This is a genomic window from Flavobacterium sp. CAN_S2 (assembly GCF_015752255.1).
Classification (GTDB): domain Bacteria; phylum Bacteroidota; class Bacteroidia; order Flavobacteriales; family Flavobacteriaceae; genus Flavobacterium.
The window spans coordinates 392,819-412,964 of sequence record NZ_JADOVA010000003.1 but is presented as its reverse complement, the minus strand read 5'-3'; the positions used below and the strand labels follow the sequence as shown (position 1 = coordinate 412,964).

Below are 20,146 nucleotides of genomic sequence, written 5' to 3'. Positions count from 1 at the left end.
ATAGAAATCTCAATATCATGAAAAAAGTATTCCTGTCTCTTTCTTTAGTTTTCTTCGGTTGTCTGTCAACTCAAGTTATCATTGCCCAAACAGCTAGTGAGGCGCAATTAAAAACAGTTGATATTGAATATAAAGTGGAAGAAAATAATGTTGCCGAATTATTGAAATATTTAGCTTCGGATGAACTCGAAGGACGTGAAACCGGAAAAGCAGGAATGGTAAAAGCTGCTGATTATTTAGAACAAATTTTCAAGGATAATAATGTGAAACCGTATTTCAAATCGTATCGCGATACGTTATCAACTTTTAAGGGAACAGCTTTTAATATTGTAGGCGTTGTTGAAGGAAATGACCCAGTTCTTAAAAATGAATTTATAATGCTAAGCGCGCATTACGATCATATTGGCTTGGAGAAAAAAGGGGTAAACGGTGATTTCATAAACAATGGAGCCAATGATGATGCGTCGGGAACAACTGCGGTTGCTGAAATGGCTAAATATTTTAGCATCGCTAAAAACAATAAACGCAGCATTCTTTTTGTATTTTTTGCTGGAGAAGAAAAAGGTTTGTTAGGTTCTAAACACTTAGCTAAAAAGCTGAAAGCACAAGATTTTAAATTGTACACTCAGTTTAATATTGAAATGATTGGTGTGCCAATGAAAAGAGATTATTTAGCTTATATTACTGGTTTTGATAAATCCAATATGGCGGGTAAAATCAATGAATATACAGGGAAAAATACAATCGGTTTTCTTCCAAAAGAAGCCGAATTTCAATTGTTTTATAGATCAGATAATTACTCCTTTTATAATGTTTTCAAAGTGCCTTGTCAATCCGTGAGTACGTTTGATTTTGAAAATTTTGAATTCTACCATCATGTTTCTGATGATTTCAAAGCGATGGATATTCCGCACATGACTTCTTTTATTCAGGAATTATTACCTGCTGTAACCCAAATGGCAAATACGCCAACACGAGAAATAATAATGCTTAAATAGTTTTAGAAAAAGCCTGATTCATGTCATACGCCAAAATGAAGTATTCATTATTGTTGAATTGAAAATCCCCAATAATGGTCCATTTTAGTTTTTGGGTATGCGCTTTCGCAGATGGAATATTAGTTTTGTTAATAAAGGTCAAAGCCAATGGGTATTTTTTAACAACGTGTTTTCTCATGAACTCAAAAAGTGGGGTTATCAATCCCTTTCCTCTATAATCTTTGTGAATGCATATGGGGCCGTATTGAAAACTATTGGTCGTGGTGATGTCAAAATCTAAAAAAGTAAGTTTCGGAAACAATGAACCCATGTAATTGAAAATAGGCCACTGTTTGAAGAAATCCCAACTTCCCGCGAAAATATAAGCAATGATTTTGTCATTGTCTTTCGCAATAAATAGTTCTTCTTTCTGAATTACTTCGGTTAGTTGTTGAGTCGTAAATGGCGTGGTAACAAACCCGGAAGCTTTTTCTTCTTCGGATAAATTAGCTACAAGATACAATTCCTGTAATGCCAATACGCCATCAATGTCATTCATTTTTGCAGTTTCGAATTGTATACTGTCTATCATTTTTTTTAAAATCTGATGTTAGTTTGGTTTACCAAAAATAAGTAAAATTATAGGAATTTTTAATTTTTATTACATCAACAATCCTTTGTATAAAGTATTATTTTTTTACTGTTTTTGTTTATTTTTGCTACATGAAAAATATTATCATCACAGGAACGAGTAGGGGAATAGGATTTGAGTTGGCATTGCAATTTGCCAATGCGGGACATCAAGTGTTAGCTATTTCGAGAAAAATTCCTCATGCTTTGTTGGGGAACGAAAATATCACGTGTCTTTCAGTTGATTTATCCACTGAATCCGAATTAGTGAAAGTATCTGATTTCCTTTCTAAGTCTTGGAAACAAATAGATGCAGTCATTCATAATGCAGGAAGTTTATTGCTGAAGCCCTTTTCAGAAACGACTCAGGAAGATTTTGAAAATATCTATAAAGTAAATGTTTTTGGAGTAGCTAATTTGACTCGAATTTGTCTGCCTTATTTACAAAAAGGAAGCCATGTGGTAACGATTAGTTCTATGGGCGGCATTCAGGGTAGTTTAAAGTTTGCTGGATTGGCTGCCTATAGTTCGAGTAAAGGAGCTGTTATTACATTATCAGAATTATTAGCAGAAGAATACAAAGAGCGTGGAATTTCGTTCAATGTTTTAGCTTTGGGTTCTGTTCAAACTGAAATGTTGGCTGAAGCTTTTCCAGGCTATAAAGCGCCAATATCAGCGGGTGAAATGGCTAAATATATTTATGATTTCACTTTGACCGGAAATAAATTTTTCAATGGTAAAGTGTTGCAAGTTTCTTCTACGAATCCATAATTCATAACTGTTTTGAGCGAAACCTTAGCCAGATACATTCCAGAGCATGCGGTAAAACCCGTTTTCGAACTTATTGTTGCCAATCAAGTGCATCTTAAGATTGTTAACGAAAGGCAAACGCGTCATGGTGATTATCGAAAAGGGTTGAATGGGAAGCATGAAATCACGGTGAATTCAAATCTGAATAAATACAAGTTCTTGATTACCTTGATTCATGAAATTTCTCATTTGGTTGCGTTTGAAAAATTCGGTAGAAACATTAAACCGCATGGAAATGAGTGGAAATATTCTTTTCAACGGTTGATGATTCCTTATATTCGACCAGAAATTTTCCCGAATCATTTATTGCCGTTGTTGGCGAGACATTTCAAAAATCCAACGGCTAGCAGCGATACAGATGCTACTTTGGCTTTAGCACTGAAACAATTTGACCAGCAAAATGATAAAAACTATGTATTCGAAATTCCGTACGGGAGTGTTTTCCGAATCCAAAACGGAAAGATTTTCAAGAAAATAGCTATCAGAACAAAGCGTTTTGAATGTCTCGAAATGAGTTCTGGAAAGACTTATCTTTTTAATCCAAATGCTGAGGTGGAGTTGTTGAAATCCAGTTAGTTTTTACTCTTTTAAATACGCTTCTCGTACTTTTTTAAATAAATTTGAAGAATAAACAAAGGCGACAACAGCTTCATTATCGGTTCTGAAAATCTCATCTTTGTTTCCTTCCCAGGCTTTCAAACCATCTTTTAGGAATAGAATTTTCTCTCCAATTTCCATTACCGAGTTCATATCATGGGTATTTATAACCGTTGTAATATTGTATTCTTCGGTAATTTCTTTGATAAGATTATCAATCAAAATAGCTGTATTTGGATCTAAACCAGAGTTTGGTTCATCGCAAAACAGGTATTTTGGATTGTTTACAATTGCGCGAGCAATCGCTACGCGTTTTTGCATTCCTCCTGAAATTTCAGAGGGTAATTTTTTGTGCGCATCCGTTAGAGCGACTCTTTTTAATACAAAGTCTACACGCTCTTGAATTTTTTTATTATTGTCTTTGGTGAACATTCGCAACGGAAAACCAACATTTTCAGCAACAGTCATCGAGTCAAACAAAGCACTTCCTTGAAAAACCATTCCAATTTCAGTTCGTAATTCTCGTTTTTCATCCGGATTTAATTCGGAGTAAATTCGGCCATCAAATGAAATAGTCCCGGATTCTGGAGTATGAATGCCCAAAAGACTTTTAAGTAAAACCGTTTTTCCAGATCCACTTTGTCCAATAATTAAATTTGTCTTTCCGGTTTCAAAAACCGTCGAAATGCCTTTAAGAATTTTATTTCCGTTAAATGATTTTTCTATGTTTTTTACTTCTATCATGATCCGAGTAACAACTGCGTTAATATATAATTGAAAAGTATTATGGAAACCGATGTCCAAACAAAGGAAACGGTACTTGCCTTACCAACTTCTAGAGCGCCGCCTTTCATATAATACCCGTGAAAAGAAGGAATAGTTGCTAATAACATCGCGAAAATTAATGTTTTGATAAAAGCGTAAGCAATATGAAATGGGATAAAATCCATCTGGGTTCCATTTATAAATTCAGCGCTAGAGATAAATCCACCATAAACACCTGCCATCCACCCGCCTAGAACGCCCAGAAACATGGCAATTCCTATTAGAAAAGGATACAATAGCAAAGCAATTATTTTAGGGAAAACAAGGTAATTCAATGAGTTTACTCCCATCACTTCCAGTGCGTCAATTTGTTCTGTAACGCGCATTGTTCCGATGCTTGACGTAATAAATGAACCCATTTTTCCAGCCATAATCACTGAAATAAAAGTAGGTGCAAATTCTAATATTACGGATTGTCGTGTTGCGAAACCGATAAGGTATTTTGGAATTAAAGGATTAGTAAGATTTAAGGCTGTTTGAATAGCAACTACTCCTCCAACGAAGAAGGAAATGAAGGCAACAATGCCTAGTGAACCGATAACTAAATCATCAATTTCTTTAAAAATTAGATTTTTCATCACAGACCATTTTGTCTGTTTATTGAAAATTTCTTTCAGCATTAAGAAGTATCTTCCTATTTGCGTTATATAGCGAATGAGCATCATAAGTTTTGCGAATATGGGCTAAATTACAAAAAATGTTAGGAGTTATCCCTTTTGCTTCAGCAGTTTTTTGATTTTGTTGGCTAAAAAAGCTTTTCTTTCATTTTTTTCAAACGATATTTCCGAATGAATTTTGCTTGTTCTGTTGTTACTAACAAAGGAGTTTTGGCCGCTTTAGCTTTCCAATACCCTTTAATATAATCTATAAAAAGCAGCGGTTTTTTCTTCATTATCGCCAGTTTTGCAGAAGCGATGGAAGTAATAAGGAATCCGTAACCTAAAGTATAAAATGCTTCGCCTTGTTTGTATCGGGCTGTTTTGTTGTAGTTTGCGCCGGTTGGTTTCAAATGTTTTACAATTAATGAAGCGTCAGTAACCACTTTCCATCCGTTAAATTTTGATAACAATTCATCCACGGTATCCCAGCCCATAGCCGGTTTTAAATTTCCTATTTGTTGGAAACATTCTTTTCTATACGCTTTGAATGCACCACGAATGTGGTCTTTATCGGTTAGATTTTCCAGAATCCATTCGCCGTTTTTTTCGATGTAAGCGAATCCGCCAGCCATTCCTATCGTAGCATCGTTGTTGAAAATGTTTAAGATGGTTTCAAAATAATTGTTGGGTAGAATTAAATCGGCATCCAGTTTTACAATCACATCATAATTCCCGTCTAGTGTTTCAAAACCTTTTTGAAAAGCCTGAATAACTTTGCTTCCCGGCAAATGTATCGCTTCAGACGTTTTATTTACTAAAGTGATGAATGGATTTTCGTTGGCGTAAGACGTAACGATTTCGGCAGTTTTATCCGTAGAATTGTCATTTACAACGACAACTTTTTTTGGTAAAACGGTTTGCGAAATCAAAGAATCTAAAGTTAAAGCTATAAAAGCTTCTTCGTTATGCGCCGGAATAACAATGTAGTAATTCATTATTTTATTTTTTCGGCGTAAACGATATAATATCTTGGCGTGAACTTTCTCAGCAATGGTCGAATTCCAAATTTCTTAACGGGATTGGTCCATTTTTCTCTATCTATTATTTTCCAACCTGTTTTTTCCAAAAGCCAGTCTAGTTGCCAATCTTCAAATTCATGGTAATGTCTGTCCCACATATCGGTTTTGCTGCGATAAGCTGGTGAAAACCACAAACGTAATGGAATGGAAATAAAAAGTTTATCAGATTTTATTTCGCTTAATATGGTGAAGGGATTGAGTAAATGTTCAAAGATTTCGAAAGCGGTTACTACATCTTCTTTCTCGTTTGAAAACACGGATTGATCCAAGTCTAAATCTTCTCCGCTAGTGTTTTTAACTGAAAATCCTTCGGATTTCATGATTTTTGAAAAAGGGTTTTCAACACCTAAATCTAATATGGTTTCTGAAGTCGAGACGTGTTTTTTTAGAAATTCTAAAGTATGTTTGAATCTTTTATTGGGAAACGTTTTTTCGTACATGTTTTTTTGATTTTGCCGCTAGGGCACGAAGGCACAAATATAGTAATAAATGTGTTTTTGGGCATTGTTTTTTAGCCCGGATGGAAATGAAAATCCCGGAGCTTCAAAATGTAGTTTTTCAAGGTGCAAAAAGCGACTGAAAGAAGCTTTCTTGCACCTTAGAAAAACAAGTTTTGTAGTGAGGAATTGTAGTGTACAGCCGGAATAGCTCCTGAATGACATATTCCTGAATGGATTAATATCGGTAAACAAAGGCATTGATGTTCATTCCTGCTCCAACGGAAGCAAAAATCATAACATCGCCTTTATGGATTTCTTGGTTTTCGATTTCACCACGAATTAGCAAGTCAAAAAGGGTTGGAACTGTAGCCACACTGCTGTTTCCCAGTTCATGGATGCTCATAGGCATGATGTCTTTAGGAACAGGTCTGTCGTATAATTTGTAAAAACGTTGAATTATTGCTTCGTCCATTTTCTCGTTGGCCTGATGGATAAGAATCTTTTTTACATCGTCAATCCCAAGTCCGCTTTTGTCTAAACAACTTTTCATTGCTGCAGGAACATTGTTTAGTGCAAATTCATAGATTTTGCGTCCGTACATTTTGATGTAACGAGTGTCTGGGTCTAAATCAGGATTGTATGATTTACCGAAGAATAAATAATTCGCTTCATCATTAGCATACGTTGCACTTTCATAAGACAGCATGCCGCTTTCATCATCTGAAGCTTCAATTATAGAAGCACCTGCGCCATCAGAATAAATCATAGAATCTCTGTCATGCGCATCTACCACTCTAGATAAAGTCTCAGAACCTATAACCAAACAGCGTTTTGCCATTCCTGATTTGATGAATGCATTGGCTTGAAGTACGCCTTCAATCCAGCCTGGACATCCAAAAAGAATATCGTAAGCGACGCATTTTGGATTTTTTATTTGTAATTTATGTTTGACGCGAGTGGCCAAACTTGGAATCATATCCGATTGGCTTGTGCCGTATTTTACATCTCCAAAATTGTGTGCAAAGATGATATAATCAATTGTTTCCGGATCAATTCCAGCATTTTCTATTGCTTTTTGAGAGGCAAAAAAAGCTAAATCAGAGGAGGTTAAATGGTCTTCAGCATATCGCCTGTGTTCGATTCCGGTGATGCCCTTAAATTTTTTGATTACTACTTCATTAGGATAACCAAAGGCGGTTCCATCTTCATTCAAAAAAACATGTTCGCCAAAGTCAGTATTACTTACTTTTTTCTCAGGAATACAGCTTCCTATTCCAGCTATTTTTATTTTCATTGCGTTAATTTTCCAAAATTTGATGCTAATTTAATCATTAAAAAATTACTACACTCACAAAATTTACTATGCGTGCATATAATTGTGAAATAATAATTTATTGGCAAAAATATTGATTATTTCATTACGAATTGTAAGTTTTGATGTGATTTTTATTTCTTTAATCTCGTAAGTGAAAATACGGTAGTTTTTAATGCTATTTAATGATAATTTGCTTTGAGTGATTTTTTAATGTAAAAAAAATGTCCCGATTTCTCGAGACATTTTAAGTTGTATTTTAGCTTTCCATGTACGCTTCAATTGGAGCGCAGGAACAATTTAAGTTTCTGTCACCATACGCTTCATCTACTCTGCGAACGGTTGGCCAGAATTTATTTTCGGCAATATATTCCAATGGAAATGCAGCTGCTTCACGAGTGTATGGAAAAACCCAATTATCAGTAGTAACCATCATCAAAGTATGTGGCGCATTTTTCAAAACATTATTAGGATTGTCTAATGTGGCAGTTTCAATTTCTTTTCTGATAGCAATCATAGCATCGCAAAAACGATCTAACTCTTCTAAGTTTTCACTTTCGGTAGGCTCGATCATTAAAGTTCCAGCAACAGGGAACGAAACGGTTGGAGCATGAAATCCATAATCCATCAAACGTTTTGCAATATCAGTTACTTCAATTCCTTTTTGTTTGAAAGGGCGACATTCTAAAATCATTTCGTGTGCCGCACGACCCATTTCTCCAGAATATAACGTATCATAATGACCGTTTAGTTTCTCCTTAATATAGTTCGCGTTTAAAATAGCATATTCGGTAGACTGTTTCAATCCTTCAGCACCAAGCATACAAATGTATCCGTAAGAGATTAAGCAAACTAATGCAGAACCCCAAGGAGCAGCTGAAATTGCAGTTATCGCGTTTTCTCCACCAGTTGGAATTACAGGGTTGGTTGGTAAAAATGGTGCTAATTGTGGAGCAACACATATTGGTCCTACACCAGGTCCACCACCTCCATGAGGAATTGCGAATGTTTTGTGTAAATTTAAGTGACATACGTCAGCACCAATAGTTGCAGGATTTGTTAATCCAACTTGTGCATTCATATTCGCACCATCCATATATACTTGTCCGCCGTTATCGTGGATTAGTTGTGTGATTTCTTTAATGGCGCTTTCAAAAACACCGTGAGTTGATGGATAGGTAACCATTAAACAAGAAAGATTGTCTTTGTGCAAAAGTGCTTTTTCACGTAAATCTTCTACGTCGATGTTTCCGTTTTCTAATGTTTTAGTAACTACAACTTTCATTCCTGCCATCGCTGCCGAAGCCGGATTTGTTCCGTGTGCTGATGATGGAATTAAAGCAATATTTCTGTGATGATCTCCTCTTGATTGGTGGTATGCACGAATCACCATTAATCCTGCATATTCACCTTGAGCACCTGAATTAGGTTGTAAAGTCGTTCCTGCAAAACCAGTAATTACATTTAACTGTTGTTCTAACTTAGTCAACATTTCTTGGTATCCTTGTGCTTGATCCAGCGGCGCAAATGGGTGAATGTTATTCCATTGCGGCATGCTTAATGGCAACATTTCTGAAGCTGCATTAAGTTTCATCGTACAAGATCCTAGAGAAATCATTGAGTGATTCAACGCTAAATCTTTTCTTTCCAGCATTTTGATGTAACGCATCAAGGCTGTTTCTGAATGGTATTTGTTGAAAACATCGTGTTGTAAGAAAGTTGATGTTCTATTGATGTTTTCAGGGAAATGATTGGTTTCTGATAGTGTCTCAATCAGTGTGAGCGGAGTCCCATTTGCAGAAGCAAAAACAGCAATAATTTTATTCAAATCAGCAATGCTAGTGGTCTCGTTCAAGGAAATTGAAATCGTATTTTCATCAACGTAATAGAAGTTAATTTCGTTTTCTTCTGCAATCGCTTTTACTTTTTTGGCATCAGCCTTAACAACGATAGTGTCAAAGAAAGCAGTATTGATTTGTTGATAACCTGATTTTTCTAATGCGTTTGCCAATGTCGCTGCGGAAGCATGTACTTTGTCAGCAATATATTGCAGTCCTTTTGGGCCATGATAAACGGCATACATTCCTGCCATAACCGAAAGTAAAACTTGGGCTGTACAAATATTTGAAGTCGCTTTATCCCGTTTAATGTGTTGCTCACGTGTTTGCAAAGCCATGCGCAAAGCACGGTTTCCGTCAGTATCAATGGTTACCCCGATGATTCTTCCCGGCATGCTTCTCTTATACTCATCTTTGGTTGCAAAATAAGCAGCGTGTGGTCCACCATATCCTAATGGAATTCCGAAACGTTGTGTAGTTCCTAAAACTACGGCAGCGCCCATTTCTCCGGGAGGAGTTAATTTTGCCAGACTCAAAATATCAGCGGCAACAGCAACTTTTATTTCATTTTCAGCTGCTTTTGCGATAAAAGCGGTATAATCATGCACTTGTCCAAATTTTCCCGGATATTGAAGGATTGCTCCAAAATATTCTGACGAAAAATCGAATTCTTCGTGGTTTCCTACTACTAATTCAACACCAATTGGCGTAGAACGTGTTTGTAAAACGGATAAAGTTTGTGGTAATATTTCTTCAGAAACAAAAAATTTACAAACGTTAGCTTTCTTTTGATCGCGAGAACGAACGTCAAAAAGTAACGCCATTGCTTCTGCAGCTGCAGTTCCTTCGTCTAATAAAGAAGCATTAGCAATTTCCATTCCAGTCAATTCGATAACCATGGTTTGGAAATTCAAAATAGCTTCTAAGCGGCCTTGTGCAATTTCAGCTTGATAAGGTGTGTAAGCAGTGTACCATCCTGGGTTTTCAAAAACATTTCTTTGTATTACCGCAGGGATAATTGCTGCATTGTATCCTAAACCAATGTAGGATTGAAAAACTTTATTTTTATTTCCTAATTTCTGGATGTGATTTGCAAACTCATATTCGGTCATTGCAGGTTCCAAGTCCAGATCAAATTTTAAACGAATGTCACTCGGAATCGTTTCCTGAATCAATTGTTCCAGCGTTGCTGCTCCAATTGTTTTCAACATGTGTTCTAGATCATTTTCTCTTGGGCCAATGTGTCTTAATGCAAAAGCGTCTGTTTTCATTGTATATAAAATGGGTTGTGTGTTTCTTGTTTTAAAAGGCTGTAAAATTAAATATTAATATGCTATTAATTGTCTTTTTTAACTTGATTTTCTGTGAATTTTTCAACTAAAAGCCGTTCTTATTAACACTTTGATTAATTTTGTCTAATGAGGTTTTTTAAACTAATTTTTGATTTATATATAAACAGTAGTATTCACGTGGCTTTATCGTGTTATGCGCTTGTTAGAATGACGCACTACATGTTCCACATTCTTGATGATGACTCAGTTGCTAACTTTGCTTTTTTCGGAACTATTGTAGGCTATAATTTTGTGAAATATGATGCTTTGGCTAGAGCCAAAAAAATACAAATGCGCAAAGAGCTAAAAGCCATTGTTCTATTTAGTTTGTGTTCCGTTATTTTAGTAGGCTATTATTTTTTCAAACTGGAGCGCGTAACACAAATAACTGCATTGATTTTTTTGAGCATTACCTTATTATATACACTTCCCTTTTTTCCAAACAGAAAAAATGCAAGGAATTGGGCCGGTGTCAAAATTTACATCGTGTCGTTGTGTTGGGTTGGAGTGACGTTAGTATTGCCAATTTTAGATGCGGGCATATCTATAACCATGGATTTCTATCTAAAATGTATGCAACGCTTTGTGTTGATTTTTGTATTGGTGCTCATTTTTGAAATCATTGATTTGGCTAAAGATGATGTGCATCTAAAAACCGTACCCCAACAAATAGGAGTGAAACGAACCAAAATATTAGGATTGTTATTGTTGAATCCGTTTTATTTTCTGGAGTTTTTTAAAAGTGTTTTGGATAAAAATCAGTTAATAATAAACTTGATTTTAGTGCTGATGATTGGGTTATTTCTGCTTTTTGCCAATGAAAAACGTTCAAAATATTACACTTCTTTTTGGGTAGAAAGCATTCCGATAGTTTGGTGGTTATTGCTTCTCATTTTCTGATAAAGCTTTCAATACTTTGTTTCTTTCGAGAATAAAATTAATCATATGATTTTTCAAAAACAACAAATCAAACAATTCTCCAAAGATACCATAAGGGACCTCGTAATACACTTTGTCTTTCATAACGGTTAATCCGTTTTTTTCGTAGAAAATATGTTCATGGCGAAAAGATTTAAATTTTCCTTCTTCCATTTCATCCACAAAATAATCGTAGAGATTCATCGCTGTTATTCTACTTTTGTGAGTCAGGTAAAAACCAAAATGTTTCCCTCGCCAAGTTACCGTTTCGTTGTAATTGATCAATCCTGAAGTTACTCCGTCAATAGCAATTTCTTTTGTAGGACTGGCAGATTTTTGATGCACGTCAATATCTCTGGAAATGTCAAAAACAGTTTGTATTGGTGCATTTATTTTAGTCCGAATTTTTATTCTGGTCATTAAATTTTTATTTTTCGTTTGTCTTCAATAGTGATTTTTGAGCCAATGGACAGAAATACAGAAGTAGGTTTTAAATCCTTGATAAAAGCAAATTCTTCTCCGTAAACTCCTTCGAAATCAATAACGGATTCGTTTTTGGTTACTTCATATTGTTGCCATCTGGGGTGTGTAACTTGGTATTCAAAAGATTCGTTTTCATTGATTTTGGTATAACCGAAATAATGCTCCGTGATAAACTCAGCTTCAGAATCGGGTTCAATTGCAATAGGGTTTATACCGGTTTCTACATTAATAGTATTCCAATTATTATTCACTTTCCATTGGTATATAAATTCTCTGGAGTTTTCATTTACTTTTAGCGTATGTTTCATGGGCAAAGTTCGGTAATGCTCATTGTAAAAGGTATTGGCCACAAATGAAATTGCATATTTTGGAACAATTTCACTGATAAAAACCGCACCTCTTTTCCACACACCGTTTTCAAAACGTCTCACATAAAACCGAAGATTTACCTCTTCAAAATCAGAATGAAACGGTATTTTCATTCCTAAAACACAAACATTCTCGAATAAGAATCCAATAAAACTAACATAACATTTGCCGTTCCAGAAATCTATTTCCGTTCCTGCAGGAACATATTTTTGTAGAATTTGAGGGTTGACTTCATAATTAATCATTGCTAAATTATTCCATTCGGCTTTTAAGAAACTCATTTTTTTGTTGGGTTTAAATTTTTGTTGATGTATCGAAAGACTATTAAAAAACCCGAAGTCAGTACTTCGGGTTTTCAATAATTATGTTTCTAAAGTAATCCTGCTCTTCGTAACAAAGCTTCTGGCTTTGGTTCCTGTCCTCTGAAGCGTTTGTACAAAATCATCGGATGCTCTGTTCCGCCTTTGGAAAGTACATTTTCCTTGAATTTGGTAGCCACTTCTTTATTAAATATGCCGCATTCCTGGAAATATTCAAAAGCATCTGCATCCAGCACTTCGGCCCATTTATAACTGTAATATCCCGAAGAATAACCTCCTTGAAAAATATGTGAAAACGAGGTACTCATTGCATTTTCCTTTACATCAGGATACAATTGCGTAGCTGCAAATTGTTCGGTTTCAAAAGCTTTGATGTCTTTGATATTGGAAGGATCTTGCGCATGCCATCCCATATCTAATAATCCAAAACTCAATTGGCGCATGGTTGCCATTCCTTCTTGGAAACTCGCGCTTTCTTTGATTTTATGCACTAATTCCATCGGAATCATTTCTCCGGTTTCATAATGATACGCGAACAAAGCCAACGCTTCCGGTTCGTAGCACCAATTTTCTAAAATCTGGCTTGGTAATTCCACAAAATCCCAATACACTGAAGTTCCTGATAAACTTGGATACATTGTGTTGGCTAACATTCCATGTAACGCGTGACCAAATTCATGAAACAAAGTCGTTACTTCGTTGAAAGTTAATAACGATGGTTTCGTCTCAGTAGGTTTTGTGAAATTGCACACAATTGAAATATGTGGTCTTTCATTACTTCCTTTTTTGATGTATTGCGATTTAAAAGACGTCATCCAAGCACCGTTGCGTTTGCCTTTTCTTGGAAAGAAATCAGCATAAAAAACAGCAACTAGTTGGTCGTCTTCATCTTTTACTGCGTATGTTTTTACTTCTTCATGGTATTTATCTACTTCGAAAATTTCTTCGAAAGTGATTCCGAATAATTTTTGCGCTACTGCAAAAGCACCGTCGAGAACTTTTTCTAATTGAAAATACGGTTTTAATATTTCATCATCCAAGTTGAATAATTGCTGTTTCAATTTCTCAGAATAATAGGCACCATCCCATTTCTGAAGTTCCTCGATTCCATGAAGTTCTTTTGCGAAAGCTGCCAATTGGGCAAATTCTTTCAAAGCTGCCGGTTTCGCTTTTTCTAATAAATCAGTCGAGAATGTTTTTACTTTTTCCGGACTTTCTGCCATGCGTTCTTCAAGCACAAAATGAGCGTGAGTGGCATAACCTAAAACCTGTGCTCTGTCAAAACGCAATTTTGCAATTTTCAGAACAATTTCTTGATTGTCAAATTCGTTATTTTGAAAACCTTTGGCACCAAAAGCAATTGCCATTTTCTTGCGCAATTCCCGATTGTCAGCGTAGGTCACAAACGGTACATAGCTCGGATAATCCAATGTGAAAATCCAACCTTCTTTTTCTTGGCTTTTAGCCAAAGAGCGAGCGGCTTCTATTGTTCCTTCGGGTAAACCGGCTAAATCGGATTCATTGGTAATATGCAATTGATACGCTTGGGTTTCCGCCAAAACATTTTCGCCAAACTGCAAACTCAATTTCGATAATTCTTTGTCAATTTCTCGCAATTGAATCTTTTTGTCCTCCGGCAAATTGGCTCCGTTTCTGGAAAAGCTTTTGTATTTTTTATCCAAAAGCGTGGTTTGCTCCGGATTAAGATTCAGTTTTTCTCGTTGCTCATAAACCGTCTTTACTCTAGCAAATAAATCCGGATTAAGGCGTACATCGTTTCCGAATTCAGACAATAAAGGCGAAACTTCCTGAGCGATTTTCTGAATTTCGTCATCGGTTTCTGCTGAATTCAAATTGAAGAAAATGCTTGAAATTCTATCCAAAACATCTCCACTGAATGCTAATGCTTCAATCGTGTTTTCGAAGGTAGGTTTTATTGGATTTCTTACAATTGCATCGATTTCGGCTTTTGCCAATTCGATTCCTCTCTGGAAAGCTGGAAGAAAATCTTCGTTTTTAATTTTCGAAAAAGGTGCAGTATTATATTTTGTATTGAAATGGTGTGTTAGGATGCTCATTTGTATTTTTGATAAAATAATTCAATGTTTAAAGATATCAAAGGTACGGATTTAATAAAAAAAATGTTGTTGTCGAGCGGATTGATTTGGACCAAAATAGCGGATTCCAAAGTGTTATTTAAATGTTATTTATTTCGTTTAGCGGTAATAAAGCCTTAAATTGTAAAAAAAATGATTGGTTTTATAAAAGACGAATCAGGAAAAATATAATAAATTAAAAGAAAAGATGAATTATCAAATTACAATAAATAGAGCGAATACTGTTGATGAGGTTGAAGAATATTGGACAAATGAAGATTATATAAAGCTATTGGAAAAATTTGATTATCCGGATGCTGCGGATGCTGATCCTTCCACTTTAAGAGAATTGTTGTTTATGGCAATAAGTGATTTTGAGCCCAGAGATGCGGCTGTTGTCGTATTAGAATATAAGTTGTCAGAAGATTTGAATGAAGGTCAGATTCAGCAAATTTCAAATGATATGTTCTTGGATAAAGTATGTGAGGAATATCCGGAAATAGGATTGCATTCGACTTTGTTTCATATTAATCAATTGCTTTTTAAAGCCTATAACGGTACTTTTCCTAATGCAAAAGCGACGATTATTGAATGTAGTTTTGCGCCAGCAGAGGGTGAAAATGAAAATGAATTGGCAAAAGAAAGTATTTTAAAATTATTAAACAACGGATTGTCAGGTAGTAATTTGATTAAACGATTATTTGATAGTCAGATGACTGAGAATGCTCCTTTTCCAGAAGCCGAAGATATTTTATGGGATGTTAAGACTACGGATAAAGTGAATTATACGATTATGACTTCTGAATATTGGATGAGCAAGGACGATATCATTGCATCAGAATTTGAAGGAGTTCTTGAAATCGTGGTTGATGCTGAATAACTGTTTCAAGATTTAAATTGAAAAAAGCTCCATCAAGGAGCTTTTTCTATTTCTGTAAACTTTCAGAAGCGATGTTAACGGCTTCTTTCAATCCGGTTTTGTATTTAATTATTTTTTCCATCACACTTTTGTTGTGACTTCCTATGATTTGAGCGGCAAGAATACCTGCGTTTTTTGCGCCATTTAAGGCAACGGTTGCAACTGGAACTCCACCTGGCATTTGAAGAATAGATAAAACACTATCCCAGCCATCGATGGAGTTGCTGGATTTTATTGGTACTCCAATTACTGGAAGTGGCGACATGGATGCGACCATTCCCGGTAAATGTGCAGCACCGCCTGCACCAGCAATTACTACCGAAATGCCACGAGTGTGTGCGTTCTGACTAAAATCAAATAATTTTTCCGGCGTTCTATGCGCTGAAACGATATCGACTTCAATTTCTATTTCGAATGCTTTTAGGATATCTATGGCTTCTTGCATGATGGGCATATCGGATATGCTTCCCATTATTACTGCTACTTTCATTGTTTCTTATTTAAAGATTTAAAGATTTAAGTATTTCAAGATTTTTGAGAAATTCAATTTAGTTGGTGTTCTGAATTTTTCAATCTTTATTTTTTCAATCTTTCAATTAACTTATTACTCTAATCGTATTCTTTACATCCTCGGCAATTCTTCGCGCTTCAATGATGTCTTCGTTTATTATGGTTACATGTCCCATTTTTCTGAAAGGGCGTGTTTGTTTCTTTCCGTAAATGTGAGGTGTAACACCATTCCAGCCTAATATTTTTTCGATGTTTTCGTAGACTACATTTCCAGAAAATCCTTCGGCACCTACTAGATTTACCATAATTCCAGCTACTTTACTGTCAGTATTTCCTAAAGGCAAATCAAGAATAGCACGCAAATGGTTTTCAAATTGCGATGTATAACTGGCTTCAATGGAATAATGACCGGAATTGTGCGGGCGTGGAGCCACTTCGTTTACAAGGATTTCATCATCTTCGGTTTGAAACATTTCAACGGCTAATAAACCCACATGATTGAATTTCTCGGAAACAGTCAATGCGATCGCTCTTGCTTTTTCGGCTACTTTGTCATCAATTCTAGCCGGACAAATCACGTATTCCACTTGGTTGGCTTCGGGATGAAATTCCATTTCCACCACAGGATAGGTTTTTATTTCGCCGGAAGGATTGCGACAAACGATAACGGCCAATTCATTTTTGAACGGAACCATTTCTTCAGCAATGCATTCTACATTGGCTAAATTATCCAAATCCGAAATTTGTCGAATCACTTTTACGCCATTTCCATCATATCCAAATTCCGTGCATTTCCACACAAACGGAAGTTTCGTTTTAGAATCCAATATAGAAACAACTAGACTTTTTAGATCGTCAAATCGTTTGTAATTTGCTGTTGGGATTGCATTCTGCGTGTAAAAATCTTTCTGAATTCCTTTGTTTTGAATCAGTTTCAACGTTTTCGGTGAAGGAAATACTTTTAATCCTTCTTCTTCGAGTTTGACCAAAGCTTCCAGATTAACCAACTCAATTTCGAAAGTTAAAACGTCCACTTTTTTACCAAAATTGTAAACCGTTTCGAAGTCCATTAAATCCCCTTTGAAGAATTGGTCGCAGGCAATTTTACAAGGCGCTTCATTACTTGGATCCAAAACATAAGTTTGTATGTCGAATTTTCGGGTGTCAAACAATAGCATTTTGCCCAGTTGTCCGCCACCGAGAATTCCTAATTTGAAATCAGAAGAAAAATAATTCATGGTGTAGTTGTATGTTTAAGCAAAGATACTTTATAATGATTGAATCCAAAAATTCAATTTTAGTTTCTTCGGAATTTCTGCTCCATCATTTATTGTTTTTAATACATTTTAAGTTGGTTTTTTATGAAATTTACTTAAAATTACAAATTAATGCCCATTTATCAATTCACAAATCCGAATTCTGTATCTTTGCGCATTATTTTAAATACGAAAATAATGATACAACTTCACGATAAACAATTTGTTCCGTTTATTTCTGCCAAAGAAATAGAATTTGCCTTGACAAAAATGGTAGCTCAGATCGAAGACGATTTTGCGGATGAAACTCCAGTATTTGTAGGTGTTTTGAACGGTGCTTTTATGGTAGTTTCTGATTTTATGAAGCTTTATAAAAAACCGTGCGAAGTGTCTTTCATCAAAATGGCTTCTTACGAAGGGATTTCTTCAACAAACCAAGTGAAACAATTAATAGGATTGAACCAGGATTTAACTGGACGTACTGTCGTTATAATTGAAGATATTGTTGATACCGGAAATACTTTGGTAGAATTGAAAGAGTTGTTCAAGCAACAAAATGTAAAACATTTTAAAATTGCAACGCTTTTTTTCAAACCGGAAGCGTATACAAAAGATATCAAAATAGATTACATTGGAATCCGAATTCCAAATAAATTTATCGTTGGTTATGGATTAGACTACAATGGATTAGGGAGAAATTTACCTGAAGTATATAAACTAAAAGAATAACTACACAACAACATGACTAACATTGTTTTATTTGGAAAACCAGGAGCTGGTAAAGGAACTCAAGCAGAGTTTTTGAAAGAAAAATATAAATTAACGCATATTTCCACCGGTGATGTATTTCGTTTTAATTTAAAAAACGATACAGAACTTGGCAAACAAGCAAGAGTATATATGGATGCCGGCGATTTAGTACCGGATGAATTGACGACAAAAATGCTGATTGATGAGGTAAATAAACATCCGGATACAAACGGAATTTTGTTTGACGGATATCCAAGAACAATCTCTCAAGCCGAAGCTTTAGATGCATTTCTTACTTCAATAGGTTCAAATGTTGCTGCAACAATTGCGCTAGAAGCTGATGATGAGATTTTAGTACAACGGTTGTTAGAAAGAGGAAAAACAAGTGGTAGAATTGACGATCAAGATGAAGAAAAAATCAGAAATCGCTACCAAGAATACAATGAGAAAACTGCGCCCTTGATGAATTATTATCAGGAGCAAGGAAAATTTTTCGCCGTAAATGGAATTGGTTCAATTGCAGAAATTACCGAAAGAGTAAGTAACGTTATTGATAATTTATAGGAGCTATTCCAGCTGTACGTTACAAGTCCTCGATAAAAAAAACATTTTTCTAAGTCATAAAAGGAGCTTCCTTTGGTCGCTCTTTTATAACAAGAAAAATAGTTTTTTTTTACCTCCGGGCTTTTCACTTCCATCTGGGCTACAATATTACGCGTACAAAAAACCGATTTCAAAAAATTAGAAATCACATTTTAAGATATAAACGAATCAATTAAGAAATTGGAAATAGTAATAATATTTTTTCTTATACTGCTAAATGGGGTTTTCTCGATGTCGGAAATCGCATTGATTTCAGCACGAAAAAATAGACTAGAAACTGCAGCGAAAAAAGGAAATAAAAGCGCCAAAATTGCCCTGGACTTAGCGAATTCGCCCAATAAATTTTTATCAACCGTACAAATAGGAATTACCCTGATAGGAATTCTTACCGGTATTTATAGTGGAGACAAAATAACTAAAGATGTTGAAACTTTTATAAAAGGGTTTGAAGCTTTGGTACCTTACGCGCATCCTGTTGCTGTAGGTGTAGTCGTTGTTACTTTGACTTTTTTCTCTCTTGTTTTAGGGGAATTATTACCAAAAAGAATTGGACTAAACCATCCGGAAGCAATTGCAAAAGCAGTGGCTCTTCCCATGAAAATAGTTTCAATTGTGACTGCACCATTTATTTGGTTGTTAACACATTCTACTGATTTTTTATTGGATATTTTACAGATAAAACCCACCGCTGACGGAAAAGTTACCGAAGAGGAAATAAAGGCAATTATCAAAGAAGGAACTGAAGGTGGTGAAGTTCAGGAAATAGAACAAGATATTGTGGAGCGCGTTTTCCATATTGGAGACAGAAAAATAAATTCATTGATGACACACAGGAAGTCAGTGGTTTTTTTACCTTTGCATTCTGATAAAGAACAAGTTAGAGAGTTTATGCTCAAGGAATTGCATTCTATTTATCCGGTTTATGGAGAGAATTACGATGATATTGTTGGGGTTGTAAACCTGAAAAATATTTTCGCCCATTTTGAAAATGAAAACTTCAATTTGTCGGCTATCATGACCGAAGCTCCTTTCATGATGGAGCAAACTACGGCTTATATCGCTTTAGAGAATTTTAAAAAATCAGGGATACATTATGCTTTTGTATCGGATGAATATGGTGTTTTTCAAGGTGTAATTACGCTGAATGATATTCTGGAAGCACTTGTTGGTGATGCTTCTGATTTTTATAAAGATGATTTTCAGTTAATAGAAAGAGAAGATGGAACTTGGCTGGTTGACGGACATTATTCATTACACGATTTCTTGACGTACTTTGAATTAGATGAACTAATTAATGATTATGAAGTAACTACCGTAAGCGGATTAATAATGACTGAACTCTCTCATATTCCAAAACAAGGGGAGAAATTAGTTTGGCAAAAATTTGAGCTAGAAGTTATCGATATGGATGGCGTGAAGATTGATAAAGTGATGGTGAAGGCGATTAAATTATAAAAATAGATTAAGTTGAAAGTTTGAATCTA

The 20,146-nt window shown here is 35.3% G+C and carries 20 protein-coding genes; 8 read left to right on the top strand and 12 right to left on the bottom strand.

Translation table 11 applies throughout. The features are described from left to right. The first annotated feature begins 17 nt into the window (after window positions 1–17). Window positions 18–998, top strand: coding sequence for a M28 family peptidase (locus IWX80_RS11675; protein WP_196853574.1), 981 nt, complete (start codon window positions 18–20; stop codon window positions 996–998). On the opposite strand, the gene IWX80_RS11670 is transcribed toward IWX80_RS11675, so the two are convergent. Next, a complete protein-coding gene (locus tag IWX80_RS11670) occupies window positions 991–1,569 on the bottom strand; it encodes a GNAT family acetyltransferase (protein ID WP_196853573.1) in 579 nt (192 codons plus the stop codon). The two genes, IWX80_RS11675 and IWX80_RS11670, sit on opposite strands and share 8 nt — an antisense overlap. Window positions 1,570–1,700: 131 nt before the next feature. Between IWX80_RS11670 and IWX80_RS11665 the strand changes: the two genes are divergently transcribed. After that, window positions 1,701–2,378 (top strand): SDR family NAD(P)-dependent oxidoreductase, encoded by a 678-nt coding sequence (locus IWX80_RS11665; protein WP_196853572.1) that lies wholly within the window; start codon window positions 1,701–1,703, stop codon window positions 2,376–2,378. A 12-nt stretch (window positions 2,379–2,390) separates the two neighbouring features. Further along, entirely contained in the window at window positions 2,391–2,993 is a 603-nt protein-coding gene (locus IWX80_RS11660) for a SprT-like domain-containing protein (protein ID WP_113636767.1), read from the top strand. Between the two features lie 3 nt (window positions 2,994–2,996). Here IWX80_RS11660 and IWX80_RS11655 read toward each other — a convergent pair whose 3' ends face one another. The 6 genes from IWX80_RS11655 to gcvP all read right to left on the bottom strand — a co-directional run bounded on the left by IWX80_RS11655 (window position 2,997) and on the right by gcvP (window position 10,378). Next, window positions 2,997–3,758, bottom strand: coding sequence for an ABC transporter ATP-binding protein (locus IWX80_RS11655; RefSeq protein WP_113636765.1), 762 nt, complete (start codon window positions 3,756–3,758; stop codon window positions 2,997–2,999). Further along, window positions 3,755–4,504, bottom strand: a complete 750-nt coding sequence (locus IWX80_RS11650; RefSeq protein ID WP_113636763.1) for an MlaE family ABC transporter permease — start codon at window positions 4,502–4,504, stop codon at window positions 3,755–3,757. The genes IWX80_RS11655 and IWX80_RS11650 overlap by 4 nt, the downstream gene beginning before the upstream one ends. Window positions 4,505–4,584: 80 nt before the next feature. Beyond that, a complete protein-coding gene (locus tag IWX80_RS11645) occupies window positions 4,585–5,433 on the bottom strand; it encodes a glycosyltransferase family 2 protein (protein ID WP_196853571.1) in 849 nt (282 codons plus the stop codon). Next, on the bottom strand, window positions 5,433–5,957 hold the full coding sequence (locus IWX80_RS11640; protein WP_196853570.1) for a methyltransferase: 525 nt from the start codon (window positions 5,955–5,957) through the stop codon (window positions 5,433–5,435). The genes IWX80_RS11645 and IWX80_RS11640 overlap by 1 nt, the downstream gene beginning before the upstream one ends. 235 nt (window positions 5,958–6,192) lie before the next feature. Further along, window positions 6,193–7,251 carry a 3-oxoacyl-ACP synthase III family protein gene (locus tag IWX80_RS11635; RefSeq protein ID WP_113636755.1) on the bottom strand — a complete coding sequence of 353 codons (1,059 nt, stop codon included), beginning with the start codon at window positions 7,249–7,251 and terminating at the stop codon, window positions 6,193–6,195. Window positions 7,252–7,528: 277 nt separating this feature from the next. After that, window positions 7,529–10,378, bottom strand: a complete 2,850-nt coding sequence (gcvP, locus tag IWX80_RS11630) for an aminomethyl-transferring glycine dehydrogenase (RefSeq protein ID WP_196853569.1) — start codon at window positions 10,376–10,378, stop codon at window positions 7,529–7,531. 147 nt (window positions 10,379–10,525) lie between these two features. On the opposite strand from gcvP, the gene IWX80_RS11625 reads away from it, so the two are divergent. Next, entirely contained in the window at window positions 10,526–11,338 is an 813-nt protein-coding gene (locus IWX80_RS11625) for a hypothetical protein (protein WP_196853568.1), read from the top strand. Here IWX80_RS11625 and IWX80_RS11620 read toward each other — a convergent pair. From IWX80_RS11620 to IWX80_RS11610, 3 genes are all read right to left on the bottom strand, one after another. Continuing rightward, the gene (locus IWX80_RS11620) at window positions 11,318–11,776 is read right to left on the bottom strand and encodes an SRPBCC family protein (RefSeq protein WP_196853567.1); all 459 of its coding nucleotides are present in this window, start codon (window positions 11,774–11,776) and stop codon (window positions 11,318–11,320) included. The genes IWX80_RS11625 and IWX80_RS11620 overlap by 21 nt on opposite strands. Beyond that, window positions 11,776–12,489 carry a YqjF family protein gene (locus tag IWX80_RS11615; protein WP_196853566.1) on the bottom strand — a complete coding sequence of 238 codons (714 nt, stop codon included), beginning with the start codon at window positions 12,487–12,489 and terminating at the stop codon, window positions 11,776–11,778. Before IWX80_RS11615 ends, IWX80_RS11620 begins: the two co-directional genes overlap by 1 nt. Window positions 12,490–12,578: 89 nt before the next feature. After that, a complete protein-coding gene (locus IWX80_RS11610; protein WP_196853565.1) occupies window positions 12,579–14,606 on the bottom strand; it encodes a M3 family metallopeptidase in 2,028 nt (675 codons plus the stop codon). A gap of 226 nt (window positions 14,607–14,832) precedes the next feature. On the opposite strand from IWX80_RS11610, the gene IWX80_RS11605 reads away from it, so the two are divergent. Further along, the gene (locus IWX80_RS11605; RefSeq protein ID WP_196853564.1) at window positions 14,833–15,504 is read left to right on the top strand and encodes a hypothetical protein; all 672 of its coding nucleotides are present in this window, start codon (window positions 14,833–14,835) and stop codon (window positions 15,502–15,504) included. A gap of 46 nt (window positions 15,505–15,550) precedes the next feature. Here IWX80_RS11605 and purE read toward each other — a convergent pair whose 3' ends face one another. After that, window positions 15,551–16,033, bottom strand: a complete 483-nt coding sequence (gene purE / locus IWX80_RS11600; RefSeq protein ID WP_196853563.1) for a 5-(carboxyamino)imidazole ribonucleotide mutase — start codon at window positions 16,031–16,033, stop codon at window positions 15,551–15,553. Window positions 16,034–16,139: 106 nt separating this feature from the next. Then, on the bottom strand, window positions 16,140–17,291 hold the full coding sequence (locus tag IWX80_RS11595; protein WP_196853562.1) for a 5-(carboxyamino)imidazole ribonucleotide synthase: 1,152 nt from the start codon (window positions 17,289–17,291) through the stop codon (window positions 16,140–16,142). A gap of 216 nt (window positions 17,292–17,507) precedes the next feature. On the opposite strand from IWX80_RS11595, the gene hpt reads away from it, so the two are divergent. The 3 genes from hpt (at window position 17,508) to IWX80_RS11585 (ending at window position 20,117) form a co-directional block, all read left to right on the top strand. Further along, on the top strand, window positions 17,508–18,038 hold the full coding sequence (gene hpt, locus IWX80_RS17030; RefSeq protein ID WP_334682344.1) for a hypoxanthine phosphoribosyltransferase: 531 nt from the start codon (window positions 17,508–17,510) through the stop codon (window positions 18,036–18,038). Between the two features lie 12 nt (window positions 18,039–18,050). Beyond that, window positions 18,051–18,623, top strand: a complete 573-nt coding sequence (locus tag IWX80_RS17025) for an adenylate kinase (RefSeq protein ID WP_334682343.1) — start codon at window positions 18,051–18,053, stop codon at window positions 18,621–18,623. Between the two features lie 219 nt (window positions 18,624–18,842). Then, window positions 18,843–20,117, top strand: coding sequence for a hemolysin family protein (locus tag IWX80_RS11585; protein WP_121366241.1), 1,275 nt, complete (start codon window positions 18,843–18,845; stop codon window positions 20,115–20,117). The last annotated feature ends 29 nt before the right edge of the window (window positions 20,118–20,146 follow it).

Bases quoted from the DNA above. Each gene is read 5' to 3' on its own strand.
- IWX80_RS11675 (WP_196853574.1), top strand. From the start codon at position 18: ATGAAAAAAGTATTCCTGTCTCTTTCTTTAGTTTTCTTCGGTTGTCTG.
- IWX80_RS11670 (WP_196853573.1), bottom strand. From the start codon at position 1,569: ATGATAGACAGTATACAATTCGAAACTGCAAAAATGAATGACATTGAT.
- IWX80_RS11665 (WP_196853572.1), top strand. From the start codon at position 1,701: ATGAAAAATATTATCATCACAGGAACGAGTAGGGGAATAGGATTTGAG.
- IWX80_RS11655 (WP_113636765.1), bottom strand. From the start codon at position 3,758: ATGATAGAAGTAAAAAACATAGAAAAATCATTTAACGGAAATAAAATT.
- IWX80_RS11650 (WP_113636763.1), bottom strand. From the start codon at position 4,504: ATGATGCTCATTCGCTATATAACGCAAATAGGAAGATACTTCTTAATG.
- IWX80_RS11645 (WP_196853571.1), bottom strand. From the start codon at position 5,433: ATGAATTACTACATTGTTATTCCGGCGCATAACGAAGAAGCTTTTATA.
- IWX80_RS11640 (WP_196853570.1), bottom strand. From the start codon at position 5,957: ATGTACGAAAAAACGTTTCCCAATAAAAGATTCAAACATACTTTAGAA.
- IWX80_RS11635 (WP_113636755.1), bottom strand. From the start codon at position 7,251: ATGAAAATAAAAATAGCTGGAATAGGAAGCTGTATTCCTGAGAAAAAA.
- gcvP (WP_196853569.1), bottom strand. From the start codon at position 10,378: ATGAAAACAGACGCTTTTGCATTAAGACACATTGGCCCAAGAGAAAAT.
- IWX80_RS11625 (WP_196853568.1), top strand. From the start codon at position 10,526: ATGAGGTTTTTTAAACTAATTTTTGATTTATATATAAACAGTAGTATT.
- IWX80_RS11620 (WP_196853567.1), bottom strand. From the start codon at position 11,776: ATGACCAGAATAAAAATTCGGACTAAAATAAATGCACCAATACAAACT.
- IWX80_RS11615 (WP_196853566.1), bottom strand. From the start codon at position 12,489: ATGAGTTTCTTAAAAGCCGAATGGAATAATTTAGCAATGATTAATTAT.
- IWX80_RS11610 (WP_196853565.1), bottom strand. From the start codon at position 14,606: ATGAGCATCCTAACACACCATTTCAATACAAAATATAATACTGCACCT.
- IWX80_RS11605 (WP_196853564.1), top strand. From the start codon at position 14,833: ATGAATTATCAAATTACAATAAATAGAGCGAATACTGTTGATGAGGTT.
- purE (WP_196853563.1), bottom strand. From the start codon at position 16,033: ATGAAAGTAGCAGTAATAATGGGAAGCATATCCGATATGCCCATCATG.
- IWX80_RS11595 (WP_196853562.1), bottom strand. From the start codon at position 17,291: ATGAATTATTTTTCTTCTGATTTCAAATTAGGAATTCTCGGTGGCGGA.
- hpt (WP_334682344.1), top strand. From the start codon at position 17,508: ATGATACAACTTCACGATAAACAATTTGTTCCGTTTATTTCTGCCAAA.
- IWX80_RS17025 (WP_334682343.1), top strand. From the start codon at position 18,051: ATGACTAACATTGTTTTATTTGGAAAACCAGGAGCTGGTAAAGGAACT.